The 19654-nt window shown below is 64.7% G+C and carries 21 protein-coding genes; 7 read left to right on the top strand and 14 right to left on the bottom strand.

The features are described from left to right. Nucleotides 1–61 precede the first annotated feature (61 nt). Nucleotides 62–205, top strand: a complete 144-nt coding sequence (locus NDI76_RS07625; RefSeq protein WP_310923403.1) for a DUF7503 family protein — start codon at nucleotides 62–64, stop codon at nucleotides 203–205. On the opposite strand, the gene NDI76_RS07620 is transcribed toward NDI76_RS07625, so the two are convergent. The 3 genes from NDI76_RS07620 to NDI76_RS07610 form a co-directional block, all read right to left on the bottom strand. Beyond that, nucleotides 206–2368 carry a caspase family protein gene (locus tag NDI76_RS07620; RefSeq protein WP_310923886.1) on the bottom strand — a complete coding sequence of 721 codons (2163 nt, stop codon included), beginning with the start codon at nucleotides 2366–2368 and terminating at the stop codon, nucleotides 206–208. Nucleotides 2369–2435: 67 nt separating this feature from the next. Beyond that, on the bottom strand, nucleotides 2436–3230 hold the full coding sequence (locus NDI76_RS07615; RefSeq protein ID WP_310923402.1) for a DUF7504 family protein: 795 nt from the start codon (nucleotides 3228–3230) through the stop codon (nucleotides 2436–2438). Nucleotides 3231–3337: 107 nt separating this feature from the next. Continuing rightward, nucleotides 3338–3784 (bottom strand): universal stress protein, encoded by a 447-nt coding sequence (locus NDI76_RS07610; RefSeq protein WP_310923401.1) that lies wholly within the window; start codon nucleotides 3782–3784, stop codon nucleotides 3338–3340. Between the two features lie 169 nt (nucleotides 3785–3953). Here NDI76_RS07610 and NDI76_RS07605 point away from each other — a divergent pair, with 169 nt between their 5' ends. Then, nucleotides 3954–5348 carry a GntP family permease gene (locus tag NDI76_RS07605; protein ID WP_310923400.1) on the top strand — a complete coding sequence of 465 codons (1395 nt, stop codon included), beginning with the start codon at nucleotides 3954–3956 and terminating at the stop codon, nucleotides 5346–5348. Nucleotides 5349–5445: 97 nt separating this feature from the next. Here the strand turns inward: NDI76_RS07605 and NDI76_RS07600 are convergent, their stop codons facing one another. After that, nucleotides 5446–5946: an MOSC domain-containing protein gene (locus tag NDI76_RS07600; protein WP_310923399.1), complete on the bottom strand. Its 501-nt coding sequence runs from the start codon at nucleotides 5944–5946 to the stop codon at nucleotides 5446–5448. Nucleotides 5947–6117: 171 nt separating this feature from the next. Here NDI76_RS07600 and NDI76_RS07595 point away from each other — a divergent pair, with 171 nt between their 5' ends. After that, the gene (locus tag NDI76_RS07595; RefSeq protein WP_310923398.1) at nucleotides 6118–6579 is read left to right on the top strand and encodes a hypothetical protein; all 462 of its coding nucleotides are present in this window, start codon (nucleotides 6118–6120) and stop codon (nucleotides 6577–6579) included. A 77-nt stretch (nucleotides 6580–6656) separates the two neighbouring features. On the opposite strand, the gene NDI76_RS07590 is transcribed toward NDI76_RS07595, so the two are convergent. From NDI76_RS07590 to NDI76_RS07565, 6 genes are all read right to left on the bottom strand, one after another. Beyond that, nucleotides 6657–7808 (bottom strand): pyridoxal phosphate-dependent aminotransferase, encoded by a 1152-nt coding sequence (locus NDI76_RS07590; protein WP_310923397.1) that lies wholly within the window; start codon nucleotides 7806–7808, stop codon nucleotides 6657–6659. Then, nucleotides 7805–8293, bottom strand: a complete 489-nt coding sequence (locus NDI76_RS07585) for an Lrp/AsnC family transcriptional regulator (protein ID WP_343218176.1) — start codon at nucleotides 8291–8293, stop codon at nucleotides 7805–7807. The genes NDI76_RS07590 and NDI76_RS07585 overlap by 4 nt, the downstream gene beginning before the upstream one ends. Nucleotides 8294–9073: 780 nt before the next feature. Further along, nucleotides 9074–9793 carry a metal-dependent transcriptional regulator gene (locus NDI76_RS07580; RefSeq protein ID WP_425498352.1) on the bottom strand — a complete coding sequence of 240 codons (720 nt, stop codon included), beginning with the start codon at nucleotides 9791–9793 and terminating at the stop codon, nucleotides 9074–9076. Nucleotides 9794–9857: 64 nt separating this feature from the next. Next, nucleotides 9858–10868: a metal ABC transporter permease gene (locus tag NDI76_RS07575; protein ID WP_310923394.1), complete on the bottom strand. Its 1011-nt coding sequence runs from the start codon at nucleotides 10866–10868 to the stop codon at nucleotides 9858–9860. After that, on the bottom strand, nucleotides 10865–11653 hold the full coding sequence (locus tag NDI76_RS07570) for a metal ABC transporter ATP-binding protein (protein WP_310923393.1): 789 nt from the start codon (nucleotides 11651–11653) through the stop codon (nucleotides 10865–10867). Before NDI76_RS07570 ends, NDI76_RS07575 begins: the two co-directional genes overlap by 4 nt. Before the next feature lie 7 nt (nucleotides 11654–11660). Beyond that, nucleotides 11661–12755 carry a metal ABC transporter substrate-binding protein gene (locus NDI76_RS07565; RefSeq protein WP_425498336.1) on the bottom strand — a complete coding sequence of 365 codons (1095 nt, stop codon included), beginning with the start codon at nucleotides 12753–12755 and terminating at the stop codon, nucleotides 11661–11663. 306 nt (nucleotides 12756–13061) lie between these two features. Here NDI76_RS07565 and NDI76_RS07560 point away from each other — a divergent pair, with 306 nt between their 5' ends. The 4 genes from NDI76_RS07560 to NDI76_RS07545 all read left to right on the top strand — a co-directional run bounded on the left by NDI76_RS07560 (nucleotide 13062) and on the right by NDI76_RS07545 (nucleotide 17014). Continuing rightward, nucleotides 13062–13202 (top strand): hypothetical protein, encoded by a 141-nt coding sequence (locus tag NDI76_RS07560; RefSeq protein ID WP_310923391.1) that lies wholly within the window; start codon nucleotides 13062–13064, stop codon nucleotides 13200–13202. A gap of 783 nt (nucleotides 13203–13985) precedes the next feature. Continuing rightward, on the top strand, nucleotides 13986–15377 hold the full coding sequence (locus NDI76_RS07555) for an aryl-sulfate sulfotransferase (RefSeq protein ID WP_310923390.1): 1392 nt from the start codon (nucleotides 13986–13988) through the stop codon (nucleotides 15375–15377). 111 nt (nucleotides 15378–15488) lie between these two features. Beyond that, nucleotides 15489–15656 (top strand): hypothetical protein, encoded by a 168-nt coding sequence (locus NDI76_RS07550; RefSeq protein ID WP_310923389.1) that lies wholly within the window; start codon nucleotides 15489–15491, stop codon nucleotides 15654–15656. A 110-nt stretch (nucleotides 15657–15766) separates the two neighbouring features. Next, the gene (locus NDI76_RS07545; protein WP_310923388.1) at nucleotides 15767–17014 is read left to right on the top strand and encodes a glycoside hydrolase 5 family protein; all 1248 of its coding nucleotides are present in this window, start codon (nucleotides 15767–15769) and stop codon (nucleotides 17012–17014) included. A gap of 145 nt (nucleotides 17015–17159) precedes the next feature. On the opposite strand, the gene NDI76_RS07540 is transcribed toward NDI76_RS07545, so the two are convergent. From NDI76_RS07540 to NDI76_RS07525, 4 genes are all read right to left on the bottom strand, one after another. After that, on the bottom strand, nucleotides 17160–17846 hold the full coding sequence (locus tag NDI76_RS07540; protein ID WP_310923387.1) for a NosD domain-containing protein: 687 nt from the start codon (nucleotides 17844–17846) through the stop codon (nucleotides 17160–17162). A gap of 136 nt (nucleotides 17847–17982) precedes the next feature. Further along, nucleotides 17983–18399 (bottom strand): methylated-DNA--[protein]-cysteine S-methyltransferase, encoded by a 417-nt coding sequence (locus NDI76_RS07535; RefSeq protein ID WP_310923386.1) that lies wholly within the window; start codon nucleotides 18397–18399, stop codon nucleotides 17983–17985. Nucleotides 18400–18454: 55 nt separating this feature from the next. After that, the gene (locus NDI76_RS07530) at nucleotides 18455–18955 is read right to left on the bottom strand and encodes a pyridoxamine 5'-phosphate oxidase family protein (protein ID WP_310923385.1); all 501 of its coding nucleotides are present in this window, start codon (nucleotides 18953–18955) and stop codon (nucleotides 18455–18457) included. A gap of 63 nt (nucleotides 18956–19018) precedes the next feature. Beyond that, entirely contained in the window at nucleotides 19019–19525 is a 507-nt protein-coding gene (locus NDI76_RS07525; protein WP_310923384.1) for a cupin domain-containing protein, read from the bottom strand. Nucleotides 19526–19654 lie beyond the last annotated feature (129 nt).

Genomic DNA, 19654 nt, shown 5'->3' with positions numbered 1-19654 from the left:
AATTTCGTGTCAGAACCTCTCGAAAATATTCATTTAGTGCCGGGTCTACGGACCATATGTCATGTCCGAAGATGACGCGAACGCTGTCGCACAGTACCTGACCGACCACCCGCGCATGATGGGCGTCCTGTTCACGGCCCTGCTGCTGCTATCGCAGGCGGGGTCCGTCGCGGCGGGGAACAACGTCGGTATCTCGGGTCCGTAATTAGAGTACGTCAGTACTGAACTCGTCACTCCAGTACAACGAACCGTTGGCGAGGAGCGGAACCCTCTCCAGATTGAGGAAGTCTCTTAGCTCGGGTTCCGAGAGCGTGAATACGTTTGCAGTACCCGATGATAAGTAGTAAGAGTGTTCTCCAGGTAAGAGCGGTTGGACTAGTGAACCCATACCGAACTCGGCGGCGGGGTACGTGTGGTAGATGAGCTCGAACGAGCCGTCGGATTGCTTCTCGATTTCGACCGAATTCGGAAATGCACCATCGGTTTGAGCTATCGGATGTCCACCATCACCGACGACGAGGTAGTCGTTGTCGGGGAGGTTTGTCTTCTTCAGAATCTCTAATGCTGTTCGAACTGGAAACCCACCGTTCAACAACCTCGCGAGCATCGACCCGACTTCGACGGCGCTGCTGTTCACGACGTCGTCGAGCGTCACGATGCCGGCGATGGCGCCCGCCTCGATGAGGTGCATCCCTTGCTCGTACGACCGGCAGGCGTTGAGCAGGAACGCGTCCGTACCAACCTCCGAAAGCGTCGCGGCGTCGAGCGTCCCGTCGGAGCAGTGGAAGCCGTCGTCGTCGATGTGCCCGATGTAGTGGAAGAAGTCGGTCTCGCCGGCGAGCGCGTCCCGGAGTTCCGCCCGCGTCAACTCGTACTGCACCTGCACGTCGAACGGGAGCGAGTCGCGCGAACCGTACACCGTCTCCACGTCCTCCCGTTCGTCGGCCATCTTGGGGTCGTTGCAGACGACGGTGATGCCGATGTCGCCCTCCGTCGGCGACCGGTACAGCCGGTTGCGATACGCCTGCAGCGAGGCCTTGCTCGCACCGATCGGAGTGCCCTCGCCGACCCACGCCTGTTCCAGCGAATCGGTCTCCTCGGGTTGAACGTACGTCCGCTCCGGGAGCGGCGTCGCTCCGCTCGCGCTCCGGGTGAAGTCGTCCCCGGAAGCGACGCCGTCGGCGGGCGGCGAGGACCGCAGGAAAGCCCCGACGGCCGCCGCCTGCGTCTCGGAACTCGCGGTCGGTTTCGCCCGAGGCGTCCGGACGATGGCAAGGTCGTTCGCCACGAACGGCAGGAGTTCGACGTTGTCCGGCGTCGGCGTCACGTGCGTCGTGAGCTTCCACTCCGGGACGTGGTCGGCGACGGCGTCGTACGGCACCTGCAGGTAGGCTTCGACCCGTTCGGCCAGCGACCGGCCGTACAGGTCGGCGAAGTCGAGGTCGAGGCGCTCCTCGACCGCCCGACGCTCGTGTAGGTCCACCTGGTAGTACCCCTCCGTGCGAGCGAGGCAGTCGAGGAAGAATGTCTGTTTGAGCGTGCGCTCGACGGCGCGTTCGTACCCCACCGCCGTGTCCAGGTCGTAGGTGAAGCCCTCCGACGTTCGGAGCCGCGGCGTCTCCCCCTCGACGACGGTGGCGCCGAGGTAGTACGCCAGCGGCGCGGCCACGTACACGTGGCGGTGCGTCGCCGGGAGTTCCAGCGTGACTCCCGTCTCGGGCGCGGTCATGCTCGGCGGCGCGCGGAACGTCTCGCCGCGTTCGATGAGCGGCGGATGCCCTCGGAGCGTGGGGTACGACCGCTCGGGCGAGGTGGTCTTCAGCGCCGACCCGAGCAGCGACACCGCCCGCATCATCGACCGCGGGTCGTCCGGAGTCGTGATGGTCGTCGCGGGGCGTTTGTGGTGCGAGCGCGCGCCGACGAGCACCTCCGTTTCCTCGCCGAACGACAGCGTCGTCCGCTCGGCGTCGGAACTGACCGTCAGCGGCGCGGTGACGCGCACGTACGTCTTGACGGGCGCGAACAGTTCCAAACTGTACGTCGCGCGCGGAAACGACTCCGAGGCGTAGTGTTCCGTCTGCCCCAGCATCCGTCCCTCGTCGTCGCGGACGCAGACCGAGACGACCGACTGGAGGTCGAGCCTGTCGGTGCGGAAGCGAACGGCGGCGTCGGCCGGAAACCAGAACGCGTCCGGGTCGGCCGGTTCGAGGTCGAGCACCGAGGGCGTCGACAGTGCGAACTGGTGACGCTCTATCGGGTCGGTGACGAGTATCCCGTCGCCGCCGGGAACCGGTTCGAGCGAGAGTTCGAGGTGCGTCTCGGGAGTCGCGAGCGACCAACTCTCCGGATTCTCGAACCGTTCCATCATCTTCTCTGTCATCGTTTGCGAGTAAAAGCGTGTTGGTCGGTCACACTCGGCGTATCGAGCGGTGCGGTCATTCCAGCACGAGCCAATCCGACGAGAGGTTGCTGTCGCGGAAGTGCCAGCGCTGGCGCAACTGGGTTCCGTCGAGGCAGAGTTCGACCGTCGCGTCGAACAGCGGTTCGAGCACGCGGACGGCCTCGTCGTCTCGCTCGCGCGGGAGCCAAAAGTGCGCCATGCCGTCGACGATGCGGACGTGGTTCGCGAAGATGTGCGCGAACCGGAAGCCGGTTTCGAGGTCGTACTCGGCGACGAGGGTCGGCAGGCAGTCGAACGCGACCCTGAGTTCCGCGGGCGCCAGTCCGCCGGCGATGGCGTCGAACTGCTCGACCGTCTTGGTCACCTCGGCACCCAACTCGACCACGCCCCCGTCGACGCGGTGTGCGATGGGGTCGCCGCCGGTGTCGGCGTCGGCGTCCGAACCGGAGTCGGAGTCGGCGTCGGCATCGGAGTCCGACGCCACTCCCGGTTCCATCGGCGAGACGGTCGACGTCGGTCCGGCCGAGGCGGCCGCGGACCCCCTCGACGCGGCGGCGAACTGAACGATTCGAGTCCACTCGGGCGTTCGGCGCTCGACGGCCTCCAGCCGCGAGTCCCGTTCGTCGTCGGTGGCGTTCGTCACGAGGAGCCGACGTCTGGGCGCCGCGTCCCCGTCGCCGAGCATCCGCACGGACACCCGCCGGTAGACGTCCGCCGGTACCGAACCGACGACCAGGAGCGCGCTTCCGCGCCGTTTCAGCTCGTCGAGCGCAGCGGCGAGTTCCGGCGCCTCGCCGGGGACGCCGCCGGCTCCACCTCCCTGATCCATTCGTCTTGACTCACGCAACCCCAGCAAATAATACTTTGTGTATTTGATGAGTTTCTGCACGCGAGCGTCTATCCATGCGTGTCCCTCGCACGGAGCGAGAGCGGCGGTCAGGCGGTGAGGACGGTCACGGGTCCATCGAAGTCGAGGATGACCCGTTGCGTCGCGTCGCCGAACAGGGCCTTTCCGGTGGGCGAACGCTGCCGCCCGGCGAAGAAGATGTGGTCGCAGTCGTACTCCTCGGCGGCCCCGAGAACCGCGTCGGCCTTGTCGCCGACCGAACTGGTGACCTCGTACTCGACGTCGAACGACGCGAGTATCTCCTCTCCCAAGTCGCGGGCGAACTCGGCCGCCCCCGCCCGGGCCTCCCCCGGCGTATACTTGGTCGACGCGTTCGAGAGCGATTCCATCGCCTTTCGGCGGGCGCTGTACTCCTCGTCGGTGGTCGCGTGCACCAGAACGAGGTCGGCGCCGACGCCTTCGGCGAGGCTCCCGGCTTCGCGCAGCAGTTCCTTCGAGGCGTCGGTCGGTTCGACGACGGCGAGTGCTCGGTTCACGTTCGCCCGTCCATGTCGAGAGTCATAAACGCCTGGCCGATTTCGAATCGATTTCCCCTTTGGATAATTAAATGAGTCATACAAATATAAAATATAATCCGACAGAGATTGCTACATATTTTGTAATGGAAAATATTTTCAACGGACGTGGATGATACCCGGTGTCTCTATGGTAGCCGAATTCGCTCACAGCCCGCTTTTGACGTTCGTCGTCGGGCTCGTCGTGGTCGTATTGCTGCTCGTCGTCTGGGACCTCCCGGCGTTCGTCGGATTGACTATCGCCGCCTTCACGGTCGGACTCGTCAACGCCGCCTTCGTACCCGACTTCTCGCTCGCCGACGCCGCCACGCAGACGGCGACGGCGTTCGGGAACGGGATGGCCGGCATCGGTATTCCCATCCTGATGGCCGCGGTCATCGGCAAAGCGATGCTGGAGGCCGGGTCCGCCCAGCGCATCGTGCGCGGGTTCCAGTCGGTTCTCGGGGAGGACAACTCCGACGTCGCACTGTGGGGGAGCAGTACCGTCCTCGCCATCCCCGTCTTCTTCGACAGCGTGTTCTACCTGCTCGCGCCGCTGGCCCGTTCGATGCGGGCGCGCCGCGGGAAGGACTACGCGCTGTACATCGTCGCAGTCGGCGCCGGCGGAGCGACGGCCCACGTGTTCATCCCGCCGACGCCCGGTCCGCTGGCCGTCGCCAGCGAAATCGGCGTCAACCTCGGAATGACTATCGCCGTCGGCGTCGCCGTCGCCCTCCCGGCGGCGACGATGGCCGGACTCGTCTACGGCCGCTGGATAAACAACCGCCTCGACATCCCCCTCCGCGACGCGATGGGGACCTCCACCGAGGAGTTGATGGAGCGCGCGAACCGCTCCGCGGAGAACATCCCTGGCGTCTTCGAATCGGCGCTTCCCATCCTCCTCGCCGTCGTCCTCGTCTCCTCGTTCACCATCGTCGACACGCTCCAGTCCACGTATCCGGTGCTCCAGAGCATCAGGCCTATTGTGGCGTTCATCGGGGACAAGAACGTCGCGCTCACCATTGCGGCCATCGCGGCAGCGCTGACGTACCTCCGATGGTCCGAACTGACCCGCTCGCAGTGGGAGGACGAACTCACCGAGGCGCTGAAGAGCGGCGGTAACATCGCGGCTATCACGGCGATGGGTGGCGCCTTCGGCGCGCTGTTGGCCGCCTCCGGAATCGGCTCGTACATCGCCGGCAGTCTGGAAGGCGTCGGCATCGGCCTCATCGTGACCGCGTGGCTCATCGCCGCCATCGTCCGCATCGCGCAGGGGTCGGCGACCGCCGCGATGCTCACTACCGCCGGCATCATGGCGCCGCTGACGGGTCAACTCACCGTCCACCCCGCCTACCTCGTCATGGCCATCGGTGCGGGCGGAAACATCTGCTCGTGGTACAACGACTCGGGCTTCTGGCTCGTCAAGGAAATCGGCGGCCTCACGCAGGCGGAGACGCTGAAGACGTGGACGGTGCTCACGACCATCATCTCCATCACCGGTATCGTCGCCGTCCTCGTCTACTCGACGGTGCTCCCCCTCGCGTAGACCGGCCGCGACCGCTCTTTTTTCGAACGCGTCCGTCAGGTGACCGGACGCCCGTGCGACCGGGCACCCCGTCCCGCACGTCGTCCGCGCGCCCGTCTCACCACCGAACGTCGTCGCCGACGGCGACCCGTCCCGACTCGACGATTCGGGCGTCGAGGCCGCCGCGGTGTCTGAGCGCCTCCACCGCGTCGTCCTCGCCCGAGAGCGACCGCATGTGCCCGCACGGTTCGCAGAGGCCGGTCCCCTCGAAGACGGCCTCACCGACGCGGAACCGTTCGCCGACGAGGTGATTCAGCGCGACGCCCCGCGTCGTGATGTTGCGACGGTGCGCGCCGGACTCGAACTCGACGCCGTAGTCCGCCGCGGCGTCCGCCAGCGCCTCGGCCTCGATGAGCGTCACGTCGCTGGATTCGAGGTTCGGATTCTCGTTGTTGATCCCCTTCCCCTCGTAGTATCTGTCCCCGGTTATGCCGCGGTCCACGACGGCCTCGACGGACTCGCGGGGTTCGGCCTCGCCGCTCGTCTCCGGGACGACGTGGATGCGGTCGACGGTGCCCGTGCGCGCCCCGAACTCGGCGTCCTCGCTCGTGCGACTCATGAGTGTGCGTGTGGGAGGCCGCTCCGAGCGCATAAGTGCGCCGTCGCGGACGCGGCGCTCGCGGGTCTCGGCGGCGGAAGTCTGGCGCGTTGGGAATACTCGGTTGGTGAGTCCCCGAGAAGTACCTCACACTCCGGAACGTACTTGCGACGAATACGCTAAGGAGATGTAGTGACTCTCAGCCCTTCTCGACGGAATCTTCTACGAAGCCTCGGTGCCGTTACGGTTGCGGGTGTAGCGGGATGCTCCGCGCCTGTCGTTACCGGAGACCGCGGTCTCGTACTGGGTGAGATTTCCGTTCGGAACGCTCACCCGGACGAGCATACGGTCAGAGTCGAACTCGAGCGTGACGGTGAACTCGTCCACGAAACGACGGTCACCGTCGGCGGCGATGGCGACGTGGAGCGAATCGGCGTCTCGTGGCCGTCGACACCCGCGGTATATACGCTCCAGTACGTCGTTTTCGGACCGGACGAGGACCCCGACATTCGCACGCGGACGTTGACAGCGGACGACGTGCACACCGAGGGACGCTGTGCCGTCGCGGTCATCACCATCGGATTCCCGGATGACAGCCATCCGTACGTGACGGTTGGGGCGCCGGACTCCTTGAGTGGGAACTGCCCCGGATGAGGGCGTCTCCGACACGAATCGGCCGCACAACTGCCTCCCGTAGCGAGAAACGATATCGCGACGGGCGGTTTAGCGGGCTACTCCCGCAGGAACGACTCGATGCGGTTCAGCGCCGCCTTCAACTCGTTCATCCCCGTCGCGTAGGAGACGCGGAGGTGGCCCTCGCCGCTCTCGCCGAAGACCCGACCCGGCACGAGAGCGACCTGTTCCTCTTGGAGTAGCGCCTCCGCGAACGCCTCGTCGTCCTCCCATCCAGGCGGACACTTCGGGAAGACGTAGAAGGCGCCCTTCGCCTCGAAGCAGTCCATCCCGAGTTCGTTGAACCGCGAGATGACGAACCGCCGCCGCCGGTCGTAGGCGCGGCGCATCTCCTCGACGGCGTCGTCGCACGCCTTGATGGCCTCGATGGCGGCGTACTGCGCCGTCGTCGGCGCCGACAGCATCGTGTACTGGTGGATGCGGTTCATCGCGCCGATGACTTCCGGGGGGCCGAGGGCGTACCCGAGGCGAAAGCCCGTCATCGCGTAGGCCTTCGAGAAGCCGTTGAACACGACGGTCCGCTCGCGCATCCCCGGTAGCGTGGCGATGGAGGTGTGCTCGTCTTCGTATCTGAGTGCCGCGTAAATCTCGTCTGAGAGGACGAACAGGTCGTGTTCCTCGACGAACTCCGCCACCTCGGCGAGTCCATCCTCCGACATCACCGCGCCCGTCGGGTTGTTCGGGTAGCAGAGCACGAGGGTCTCGGCGTCGGCCGCGCCGGCGCGTTCGAGGTCCTCGTACCGGAGGGCGAACTCCTCCTCGGCGCGCGTCCGCACGGGCAGGGGGTCCCCGCCGGCGAAGGAGACGGTCGGCGTGTAGGAGATGTACGACGGTTCCGGCACCGCGACGGCGTCGCCGGGGTCGACGAGGGCGCGCATCGCCAAGTCGACAGCCTCACTCGCCCCCGAGGTGACGAGTATCTCGTCGTCCGGGTCGTAGTACTGGTCGTAGCGTTCGACCCGGTCGGCGATGGCCTCCCGCAGGTCGCGGCGGCCGCGGTTCGAGGTGTAGGAGGTTCGACCCCGCTCCAAGGAGTCGATGGCGGCGGTTCGGGCGGCCCACGGCGCGGAGAAGTCCGGTTCGCCGACGCCGAGGGAGATGACGTCGTCCATCTCCTCGGCCACCTCGAAGAAGCGCCGGATGCCCGACGGCGGCGTCTCGCGGGCGCGCGTCGAGAGGTGGCGGTTCATGGCGAGAACGTGAGTCGGTCGTCCTCGTCCGTATCGCCCATCTCGATGCCGCGTTCCTTGTACGTCTCCATGACGAAGTGCGTCACCGTCTGGGTCACCTCCGGGATGGGAGCGATCCGCTCGGAGACGAACTGCGAGACGTCGTGCATCGACTTCCCCTCGACGTCGACCGCGAAGTCGAAGTCGCCGGAGACTAATCGGAGTGAGGACACCTCGGGGAACTTGGCGATGCGGCGCGCGATCTCCTCGTACCCCGTCTCGCGGTCGAGTTCCACGTTGAGTTCCAACTGCGCCTGCACGTGCTCTTCGTCCACGCGGTCCCAGTCGACGACGGCCTGATACCCGCGGACGACGCCCTCCGCTTCTAACTCCGCGATGAGCGTTTCGACCGCTGCCGCGTCGAGTCCAGTCTGCCGGGCGATGTCTTCTGGGCTCTCGCGAGCGTCTCGCAGCAACAGGTCGAGCAGTTCCCGCTTGTCGTCCATACTACGGGGTTGCGGTCCCCCGTGAAATGATTTGCTCACGGCGCAAGCTTGGGGCCGAGGGCGATGTGAAGCGGATACTGCGATACGAAATCCGGATTTCGTGGAATTTGAGACTACACCGGGTTTTGCGGGGCTGTAATGCGTGGTTGACGACGCGACTAACGTGCTCGGTAATCGTCCCTGCACCGTCGAGGATGGCTTGATCGTTTGAGTCAGATTCATCCGCGTCGTCTCTTCGAGGTGGGAGGTTTCGTTCTGGTTCGCGCGGGATGGCGACATCCGCGTTCTGCGCGTTGATGAGGATCGTTCGAGCCGCTTTCTGGACCGTCTCGCGGAGATTTCGTGTGAAGCGCTCGTTCCAAGTACGCCACAGTGTTGATTGGTTGCGGGCTGACTCCAATCCCGGGCGTTCACAGAGTGCCGGGTGACTATCGAGATATTCGGGGAGAGTTGTTTCATGCTCCCACCCGTAGAGTTCTTTCAGCATGAACACGCGAAAGAGGATGTCCATCTCGTAGCGTGTCGAACTTCCGTAGCGGTCGTGAGCCTCGAATCTGAAGTCGGCTATCGGAAGTTCGCAGACCAACCCTTCGAGTGAGTTATGATCAGGGTGCGTAAACCGGACACCTGAGACGACTCGAACGTCCGATTCTAACCCGGCGAGCGAGATTCGATCGTACAGCGGTGTCGACTCATAAGCTGGCCACTCGACGTACGGCTGTTGGGCGATTCGTTGAAAGACAGTGCGTCGAGGCTCGTGATCCGCGACCGCTGTGTGAGCTATGGGTCATCCAGCGGCGAAACCAGTATCTGTGAGGCCAGTCTTTGTGGGAGACTCGTCTGTTCACTGGCGTCCCCGATAGTGAGAACCACCATCCCAATCGGCGTAATTTCGTCGAGGTGAAGGCGTTTAGTCGGCTCCAGCCCGATCGAAACGAGATACTCCAGTACCTCGTCATCCTGCGTCAAAATCCGCGTAACCTTCACACTCGTCGATTCATCAATCTCGACCAGCGAGGTAACGTCTGCTGATTGAGGGAGGTCAAGGTTACTGTCGGGAATCGGATCGCCGTGTGGATCGGTTTCTGGCATGTCAAGCGTCCGTTCGATTTCCCGACACAGCCGATTACTGAGGTGATGCTCCAAGATATCGGCCTCGGCGTCGACTTCACTGATCGCGTACTCGAACAACTCCGCGAGCATCGTCTCGGCGAGCCGGTGTCTGCGGACCACTCGTAGTGCGAGTTCTTCTCCCTCGGTCGTGAGACGAATCGGGCGGTACCGTTCTCGGTCGATCAGCCCCCGATTCGAGAGCGTACTGAGCATACTCGTCACCGATGCTCTGGTGACCCCGAGCCGTTCGGCGATTTCCGAGTTGGACACCCGACCGTCGGCTTCCTGCTCGAGACGGTAGATGCGACGGAGATAGTCTTCCATCTTCGGCGTGATCGCTGGCAACGACTCCGGCGCGTCAGGGGTGTCAGAATCGGATGAACTCATTTCGTCTGGTATTATCGAACGGTTACTTCGCGGGTCACCGCACTGTTCGTTGTGGAAGCGGTCGTCAGTCGTCACTTGGTTCGGCTTCGCCCATGTCGATACTCCCCATCTCGGGGGTCTCCTCCTCACCGAGGGCGGTCTGGAACTTTCCGAGCACGACAGCGGCGACATAGATCGCGACTGCGAGGAGGACGATCACGCCCCCGGCAGTCGCCTCGGCATAGTACGAGACACCGATGCCGAGGATGACGGCCAGTTCGGCGAGTACGACCGACACGAGTATCGATTCGTTGAAACTCCGAGAGACCTGCGATGCGCCAGCGACGGGTACGACGAGCATCGCGGCCACGAGGATGACGCCCATGATCTGCATTGCGCCGACCACGACCATCGCCGTCAACAACACCATGATGCGGTTGTACCAGCTGACCGAGAGCCCAGACACGGCTGCTGCCGTCTCGTCGAAGGTGACGTACAGCAATTGGTTACGCGTGAGCGCGACCACGCCGATAATGATGACGAACAGCAGCAGGAGTATCGCGGCACTGTCCTGCGAGACCGTAGCGAGGTTCCCGAAGAGGAACTGGTTTACCCCGACGGAGAGGCCACCGGCATTGATGCTGATGAGTGTCGTCCCCAACGCGAAGCCCGTCGAGAGCACGATTGCCATCGAGACGTCGTTGTAGGCGTCTGTCGCCTCCGAGATGAGTTCGATGAACAGCGCAGCGATCATCGAAACGACGACTGCCGTCAGGTACGGCGAGACCCCGAGTTCGAAGACGGCGTTGAGGAACAATCCCACGGCGACGCCGGCGAACCCGGTGTGGGCGAGCGCATCACCGATCAGTGCCAACTGCCGATGAACGAGGAAGGTCCCGATCAAGGGTGCCATCACCCCGATACAGAGACCGACGAGGATCGCTCGGTGCATAAAGCCATACTGGAGCAGTTCCAGCCCAGACATCCGAGCCACCCAAGAGACGAACCCCGACCAGAGTTGCAGGAACCAGTACAGTGGTTCGAATATGGGACTCAACGGTCCCGCTTGCAGTGGAGTGGTGGGTAGGTACGTCATCGAGAACCACCCAGCAGGTTCGCAGTGGTCCCAAATGCGCGAGCCAGGGCGTCACTCTCGGCGAACTCACTGGCTGGCCCGTCGAAGTATATCTCGCGGTTGAGACAGATGACACGTTCGGCGTGTTCGGTGACCGCGCCTAGGTCGTGCTCGATAAGGAGGACCGTGATATCGTCCTGATTCAGCGAGTCCAAGAGATCGTAGAACGCTTCGACCGATTCGATGTCGACCCCGACGGTCGGTTCGTCGAGGACGAGCAGGTCGGCTTCGCTGGCGAGCGCACGGGCGATGAACGCCCGCTGGCGCTGGCCGCCAGACAACTGTGTCACACGACGATTGGCGAAGGCCGTCATGCCGACGGTGTCGAGCGCCCGGTCGACGATGTTCCAGTCCTCACTGGCGAGGCGACCGAAGCCGACGTGTGGGAATCGGCCCATCTTCACGACTTCTCGAACGGTGATCGGCATCTCTTTCGAGGCGCTGGCGTGCTGGGCGACGTAGCCGATTCTGGAACCGTCGTCGAACTGGTGCGAGGGTTCGCCGAAGAGCCTGGCGCTTCCCTCGTCCGGTCGGAGGAGTCCGAGCATCAACTTCATCAGCGTCGACTTCCCCGACCCGTTCGGACCTACGACTGCAGCGTACTCGCCGGGGTCGATCCGAAGCGAGATATCCTCGACGACCGGGGAAGACGTGTATCCGAAGTCGACCCCGGATAGTTCGATGACCGACTCGGTGCTGCTCGCCGTCCCCGAACTCGTAGTATTCGCAGGATTTTGTGTATTCATTGGACGTTCACTCGAAGTTCATCCACTCGTCCGCCCAGCCGTCGGGCCCAGCTTCCTCGGGGGTCTTGGTACCGAGGACGACCTCAAGCGTGGGGCCGTTGATGTTGTAAGCAACCTCCTCGTAGCCCCAGTTGTTCTCGACCCAGTCCTCTCGAACGCCCGCGTACGGTGTCACTGGGAAGTACCCCTCGACCTGGGTTTCGGCGAGTAGTTGCTTCGCAGGTTTCCGCGATTCGAAGACGCCGTTGGCGATGTACTTGATGTCGTTCTCTTCGATGAATTCCTTCGCTTCGGCGATGTCCGAGGGCTTGACGTCGCCGCTGGCCGCGAGGTTCGTGACGAGGGGTTCCATCTGTGCGCCGTACCTGACGCCCCAGTACTGGAAGGCGTTGTGCGCGGCCAGTTGCACCGCATCTCGCTCGGACGCGTCGAAGATGGCCTGGAAATCCTGATTGATCCGTTCGAGAATATCGGATTTGTACGTCTCGGCGTTGTCCCGAAGCGCGCTTTCCTGCTCGGGCACGAGTTCGGCGAGTCCCTCGGTGATGTTATCGACCGAGACCATCGCCCGCTGTGGGTCGAGCCAGAAGTGCGGGTCCTTGCCTTGCTGCTCGCCGACGCCTTCTTCTTCAGGATCGAGAGTGGCCGCGAGATCGACCAGTTCGACACCCTCGCGGACGTTGATCAACTGCGTGTCGACGTTGTCGTCTTTGAGCGTCTGAATCGCGCGGTCGGCCCATGGTTGGAACCCTGGACCAACGTGAAGGAACGCGTCTGCTTCGATGATGTCTTTCGTAACGCTCGCATTCGGCTCCCACCCGTGACCATGCAAGCCGGTTGGAACGAGGTTGCTCACCTGGATGGGCGTCCCGTCGACGATATTCCGTGCGAAGTCGTAGAAACTGAAGAAGGAGGCCACTGCGACGGCAGGGCCGTCTCCATTCACACCCTCGTTGCCTGAACCGTTCGTGGGTTCGGTATCGTTGCTGCCGCCACTACTCGTACATCCGGCGAGTCCAGTGGCAAGAAGTCCCGCACCGGCAGTAATGGCCCTTCTGCGTGAGAAACCGTGCTTCGCTTTCGACTGTTGCGTGTCGTCCATCATCGGCTAGTCGGTGATAGGGCAAATAGTATAATAGCTTCTATCAAAAATAGAGATTAGACTAGTCTAATCGATGGTCGTGAGATCTCTCGTAGAGAGGTTACTGTTAGCGATATGTGAGGACCGGATGCACGAGAACGCCAGTCTCAACTATTCCGGGTTTCGTGGTCGCATGGCTCCGGAGATGGTGGTGTCGCTCGCGCAGGGTCGTTCCCTCCTTGGAATCCGCGGAGACCGATGGTTCGCTGAGGTGCGCCGACCAGCCTCCTGTAGTTCCGAATCGACCGCGACGCGACCGACCAACTGTTGAACGACCTCGCGGAGGACGGCTGGGAACTCGACGAGGCCGTCGTCAATTGGTGGGGCGGCGCCGAACTGTTCTCCGACGCTCTCGTTAGGCAACCACCTCCCGTACCCGACGACGACGAGAGCGAACCGCCGCGGTAGAACCCGAACAGTTCGTTCGCGGTGCTCGGCTCACTCTCCCAGTTTCGCACGCCACGAATGACCGCGTTCGATGAGGTTTCTGTAGCGGTGCTGAACACAGGGCGCGTCTCGGTCGCTTTCAGGACCGACCGGATGAAGAGGGAGACTGTATGTTGATATTCCTTCCCGCGTCTCTGTGACCGTGATACAGGGAGACGGCATGAACGAGGTCGACGTGGGGAGTCTCGTCCGATGGAATGGCCGCACACACCCGCACGTGGTAACGGAGGTGACGAATTCGTGGTTTGAGGTGAGAAGTCACAGTGACAGTTGCTACCGGTTCTATCCACAGGACCGATACCTCGTCAATCAGCAGAGTGGGACCGAATACGATGTCGACCAGTTCGAACTACTGGGTGAGGTATACGATGTAGATGCTTGGTAGACGCGAAAACGACAACGCTCGGGCTGCTGAACTCACCCCCTCCGTTCGGCCCACCACTTCTGTCAATCTCCGGAGAGTCGAACAGAGCCGGTTCGTTCGCATCCGCCTCGGCACACGCGGGCGACCCGAGGTGGAAACTGTCAACGTCGCGGACCGGCGGGCGCGTGTCGAAAAAGTATTTCGGGCGGAGCGCACCCGACCACACGTGATACGAAAGAGCGCGGCGCGCGGCCGTCCCCGGTCCGGAACTCCGCCGGACTCGGCCGAGACGCCGCCGTCTCCTCCGAACCGACCGTCGGGCCAGCGAGCCGACACGACGGCCGTGACGCATATGAGTGTCGACCGCAGTCTGTACGCATATGGTCTCTAAGCGGGCCGTCCGCGTCTTCTTCGTCGCGGTCCTCTGCCTGTCCACCGCCGGAGTCGCCTACGGATACGCCGCCGGGTCGTCGGGCAGCACCTTCGAGAGTCACATCTCCGAGGGGACCGTCGACGGAAGCGAACAGGTGGCCCCGCCGCGGGACGACATCACCGTGGTCGCCACCGACTCGAACTCCTGGCGCGGGCGGGCCAGCGAAGGGCCGCGGGCGAGAGCGGAACTCGTCGCGTTCGCGCCGAACGGGACGACGATGTACTACAACGACACCCACACGCGCTACTGGGACGTCGACCCCGTGCCCGGGACCGAGGCGACGGTCGAGTACATGTACGCCGACCACCTCGAACCCGACGAGTGTCCCACCGAGTGGAACCTCTCGAAGCGCGGGGTGAGCCAGGAGAAGTGGGACCGCTATCAGGCCGGGCGCTCCTCGGACGCCTGCACGCGGAACGGGTTCGAGCGCGTCAATCTCACCACCGGCGAGAAGACCGAGGTGTGGAACCGCGTGACGCCGGGTAAGGAGGCGACGCGCTACCACGACGCCGACCGACTGAACGAGACGCACCTCGTCGTCGCCGACATCTACCTCGACCGCGTGTTCGTCGTGGACACGCGCGACGGGCAGACCGAGTGGACGTGGAACGCCAGCGAGTCGTTCGACCCCGACAGCGGCGACGACTCCCCGGGCGACTGGACGCACATCAACGACGTGGAGATACTCGACGACGGCCGAATCATGGTCAGCGCGCGGAACCAAGACCGTGTCGTCTTCGTCGACGAGAACGGACTGGACGAGAACTGGACGCTCGGCGCCGAGGACGACACGAGTATCCTCTACGAACAGCACAACCCGGACTACATCCCTGCCGAACGCGGGGGCCCGGCGGTGCTCGTCGCCGACTCCGAGAACAACCGCGTGATCGAATATCAGCGCGTCAACGGCTCGTGGGAGCAGTCGTGGCACTGGCGCGACGGCCGCATGCAGTGGCCGCGCGACGCCGACCGCCTGCCCAACGGCCACACCCTCATCAGCGACTCGAACGCTAACCGCGTCTTCGAGGTGGACGAGGACGGCGAAATCGTCTGGCGCGTCGACATCGCCTTCCCCTACGAGTCGGAGCGACTGGGGACGGGCGACGAGAGCGCCGGCGGTCCCAGCGCGGCCTCGGCCGACCTGCAGTCGAAGGACCCGGGCCTCGCCGACCAGGCGTCCATCTTCGTCAAACAGGTGGTCCCCGGCCGGTACCTGAACGGGCTGATGTACGTCACGCCCGTCTGGATGGGCCTGCCGGAGATACTGGCGACGCTGCTCGTCGCCGTCACTCTGCTCGCCTGGGGCGGAACGGAGGCGGCGTGGCGGCGACGAGCGTGACCGAGCGGAGCGAGAACTGAGGACGACCGACAGCGAGTGCGGCCGGCGACAACGCATAACGGCCGCCACCACGATACCGATGACAACGACGATGACCGACCGAGGACACCGATGACGGACGATACGACGGACTGCGCGGCGACGGCCGACGCGGCGAGGAGCGGTGCGCCGCCGACGCGGGAGACGTGGCGGCCGCGGCGTCGCCCAGAACGGACCGACGGCGGCAGCGATAGCGACGGAGAAGGCGGAGACGACGTTCGACACTGGAGCACGCAATGACACGGAACACACGACGGAGATTCCTCCGATGGTGCGCGGCGAGTGGTATAGCGGGCCTCGCGGGTTGTTCGTCCCTCGGGTTCGACGGCTCGGAGGGGAACGACAACCCCGTGACCGAACTGAGCGACGAGGTGGAGACGGCGACGGCGGCCGGCGAGTCCGGGACGCCGCCGGAGACGGCCACGCGGGACGTGACGGTCGCCCCCGACACCGACGCCCCCGTCGACGTGCGCGGGGCCATCTACATCCCCGCCAGAGCGTTCAACTTCTATCAGATGTGGCGGGACTACGACTCCGAGATAGCCGACCGTGACCTCGGCTACGCCGAGCAGGTGAACCTCAACGCGATTCGGACGTGGGGGAGCTACGAGTTCTGGAAGGAAGAGCCCGAGGCGTTCTTCGAGGCGTTCGAGGACTTCGTATCGACGGCAGACGACCACGGCATCCGAGTGCTCATCGGTCTCTTCGAGGGCATCGGCAACCAGCCGACGCGACAGAACCTCGAAGACGAGAACCTGATGACCGCCACCGGCGTCGCCTCGCCGTCGAACCAGGTGCTGAACAACCGCGACCGCTGGGAGAACACCCGCGAGTTCACCCGGCAGTTCATGGAGCGCTACGCCGACGACGACCGGTTGCTGGCCATCGAAGTGATGAACGAACCCGGCTGGAACTCCCGGCGGGTGACGTTCTCGAAGGCGATGTACGAGACGATGTGGGAGATGCGCGGGTCCGTCCCGCTGACCATCGGCGCGACGAGCATGGCGAAGAACGCGAAGTACGCCGACTGGAATCTCGACCTATTCCAGTTCCACTACAACTTCCCCACGAGCCAAGAGGAGTTCCGCGACGCCCTCCGGCAGGTGGTGACGCTCGACGACAACATGGACGAACCGGTGATGCTCACCGAGTGGCAACGCGTCCGGTCCGGCGCGGGATTCCACACGGCGCCGCCGCGCGAGCAGCGCACGCCGGATTATGCCTCGATGGCGCCGATAATCACCGAGATGGGCGTCGGGAACTTCTTCTGGTCGCTGATGGTCCAGCCGGCGTACTTCTCCTCGCAGCGCGAGGTCGGCATTCTCAACGGCCTGTTCCATGAGGACGGCGCCGTCTGGAGCCTCGAAGACGCCCGGGCCATCAAGGCGATGTCCGGCGAGGACTCCGTCGAGGACCTGGAGGAGCGGGAACGCTGGCCGCAGTGGACCGAACCGATAAAGCAGGAAGTGTACGGCGAGTCCGTCGCCACCGAGACGCCCGACGAGACGGAAACCGAGGCCGAAAGCGGGACGGAGAACGGGACGCTCGGGAACGAGTCCGAGTCCGAATCAGAAGCCACCGAATCGCCCGAACCGTAACCGCCCCGCTGCTCTCCGTCTCTGTTCTGCGTCCGCTTCGCTGTCCTTCCTCGCTCGGAGTCCGAACGGAGAGACATCGAGAAGTCGCAGTCGCAATCGCGTTCGCGTTCGGCGCTCGGCGCTGCGTTCAGCGCGCGGTTCGGACTCAGTAGTCGTCTTCGGTCGGCGTCGGCGTGGGTGTCGGCGTCGGCGTCGGGGTGGGAGTCGCCGTCGGCGTCTCCGCCGCGGCGTCCTCGTCTGTCCCGTTCTCGACGACGTGGTCGCCGGCGTAGTTGCTGGCGTAGCGGATGTTCGAGAGTTCCGTGTCGGTGGTGTCGTTCTCGTAGATGCCGAGGAGGTTGTTGACGACCATGGCGTCGACCACCCGCACGTTCTCGGAGTGCTCGACGGACATCCCGTAGGCGCTGGCGCGGAGGGCAGACCCGCGGACAGTCCCGTTCTCGACGTGCCGGAAGTAGACGGCGCGGTTCCAGTCGGTGAAGGTGACGTTCGACACCGTCACGTCCTCGACGGGGTCGGCTTCGGTCCCGACGACGGCGATGCCCGTCGTGTCGCTGTTGCCGAGGGCGTCGACCCGGTGCCCGTCGCCGTCGATGTGGACGTCGTCGCTCTCGACGACGATGCAGGACTGGGAGGAGTAGGTGAAGGAGTCGCCGCTCCCGCCGTTCTTGATGTCGGACGTCAGTACGTAGCGTCCCGGTTCGGAGATGACGCCGCAGTTGTCTATCTCCTGTACCGGTTCGGATTGGCTCGACGCCGTGGTTCCGAGCGCCGCCGGCGTGAGGAGGAGGACGGCGACGACCACGACGAGGCCGGTCGAAGTACGAGTCACGTTGTTCGACCATTTCCGGAGAGGGTGTTATATTCGTCGGCCGACGGCTGAAATGTTAATCGGGTTGATGTGTCCGGGTGCGGTTAGGATAGTGGTCGCGAGTCCCGCCCCGCGAGCGACGGCGGCGTTCCCGGACTCACTCGAACGCCGCGAGTTTCGCCTGCCGATTCGCCGCCTCGCCGTCGAGCAGTCGACGTTTCAGTTCGACGCCGCCCTCGGCGGAGAACCCGACGAGTCGGCCGCCCGCGCCGACGACGCGGTGGCAGGGGACGACGAGCGGAATCGGGTTCCGGCCGCAGGCCTGCCCGACGGCGACCGGACTCGTGTCTAACTCGGCCGCGAGTTCGCCGTACGTCCGCGTCTCGCCGTACGGAATCTCGGTCATCACCCGCATCACTCGGCCGGTGAACGTGTCGGGGTAGCGAACCTCGATATCGAGCGCCGTCCGGTTGCCGCGCTCGTACTCCCGAATCCGCTCGCGGACCACTTTCGGGTCCGCGTCGAGGTACGACTCGTCGAGTTCCAGCGTCGCCCCATGGATCTCCGCGCGCATGCGCCCCGCTACGCCGCGCGGCGTGATAACTCCGTGCGTCCGTGCCCGCGGAACCTCACGCACCGTCGTCGCCGAACGTCCACCGCGTCGCGTCCGTCGGGTAGTCGGACCACGCCAGCACCCGCGTCGGCCGAATCGAGAACACGGGCGTCCCGTGGCGGACGCCGTACTTCGCCTCGTAGGCGTCGTCGATTCGCTCCAGTCTGTCCGGGTCGGCGTCCCCGTCCAGTCGCTCCGCGATGCCGTCGAGAACCACCACCTCCTCGCCGCTCTCGCGGTGGACGACCACGCGCGGGTCGCGCGAGGCGTTCCGCACCCACCGCGTCCCCGCGCCGCCGCCGCAGTGCAGTCGGTCGTCGACCCGGACGCCCCAGACCGGACGGGCGTGCGGCCGCCCGTCAGGAAGCGTCGTCGACACCCAGAACGTCCGGTCGGCGGCCAGTCGCTGGGTCACGAACGACCACGGGAGCAACCCCTCTTCGGAGTCGGGGACGCCGTAACTCTCCTCTGTCTCCGGTCTGTCGCGGCGGGCGTCGGGCGTCGAGTCGTCGGTCACGGGAGGAGAGAGGCGCCCGACGACGATGAACGTCGCGCGCGGGCGGAGCGACCGGCCCGACGACTACGCCGCCTCTCCGCCGTCGCCGGGTCCGGCGCCGAACCGGTCCGTCTCCGCCCCGCAGGCCGCACAGGAGAGCACGTACACCGCCCCGCCGTCGGATTCGACGGACTCGTACGTCCGGTCGGTCACCGCGCCGCAGTGCGGGCACTCCTCCTCGATGACCGCTCCGTCTCCTTCCTTCGGCGCGCCGACAGCGATGACTTCCGCCACCTCCTCGCCGTCGTTGCGCGCGCGGTTCTTCTCGCCGGGTTCGACGAAGACGGCGTCGCCCGCCGCCGCGCGGACCGGACCGTCCTCGGTGTCGACGACGATCTCGCCGGAGACGACGTAGAACAGTTCCTCGTGGTCGGGGTGGGAGTGATACCCCCACGGCACTCGCTCTCCCGGCCGCACCTCGTAGACGTTGAATCCGAACGCCGACGCGCCCACCGCCTCGTCTACCTCCTTCTTTCGACTCGTCGGGTTCGGCGCGTCGGGCAGGTCCGACGCGGAGACTCGCTTCACCATGTCGCGTCTCTGGCGCGGCCCACCGATAAGTTCGGCGTCGGCGCGCGGTTCGGGGGCGACGAGTCGCCGTCAGTGAAAGTTCCGTGCGCCGTCGTGACATTGGAAAAGACCCATTAGGAGTGCGAACAC

Origin of the sequence: Halogeometricum sp. S1BR25-6 (assembly GCF_031624495.1) — an archaeon.
Classification (GTDB): domain Archaea; phylum Halobacteriota; class Halobacteria; order Halobacteriales; family Haloferacaceae; genus Halogeometricum; species Halogeometricum salsisoli.
Note: the sequence above shows the minus strand (reverse complement) of the source record. Positions and strands in the feature narration are given on the sequence as shown.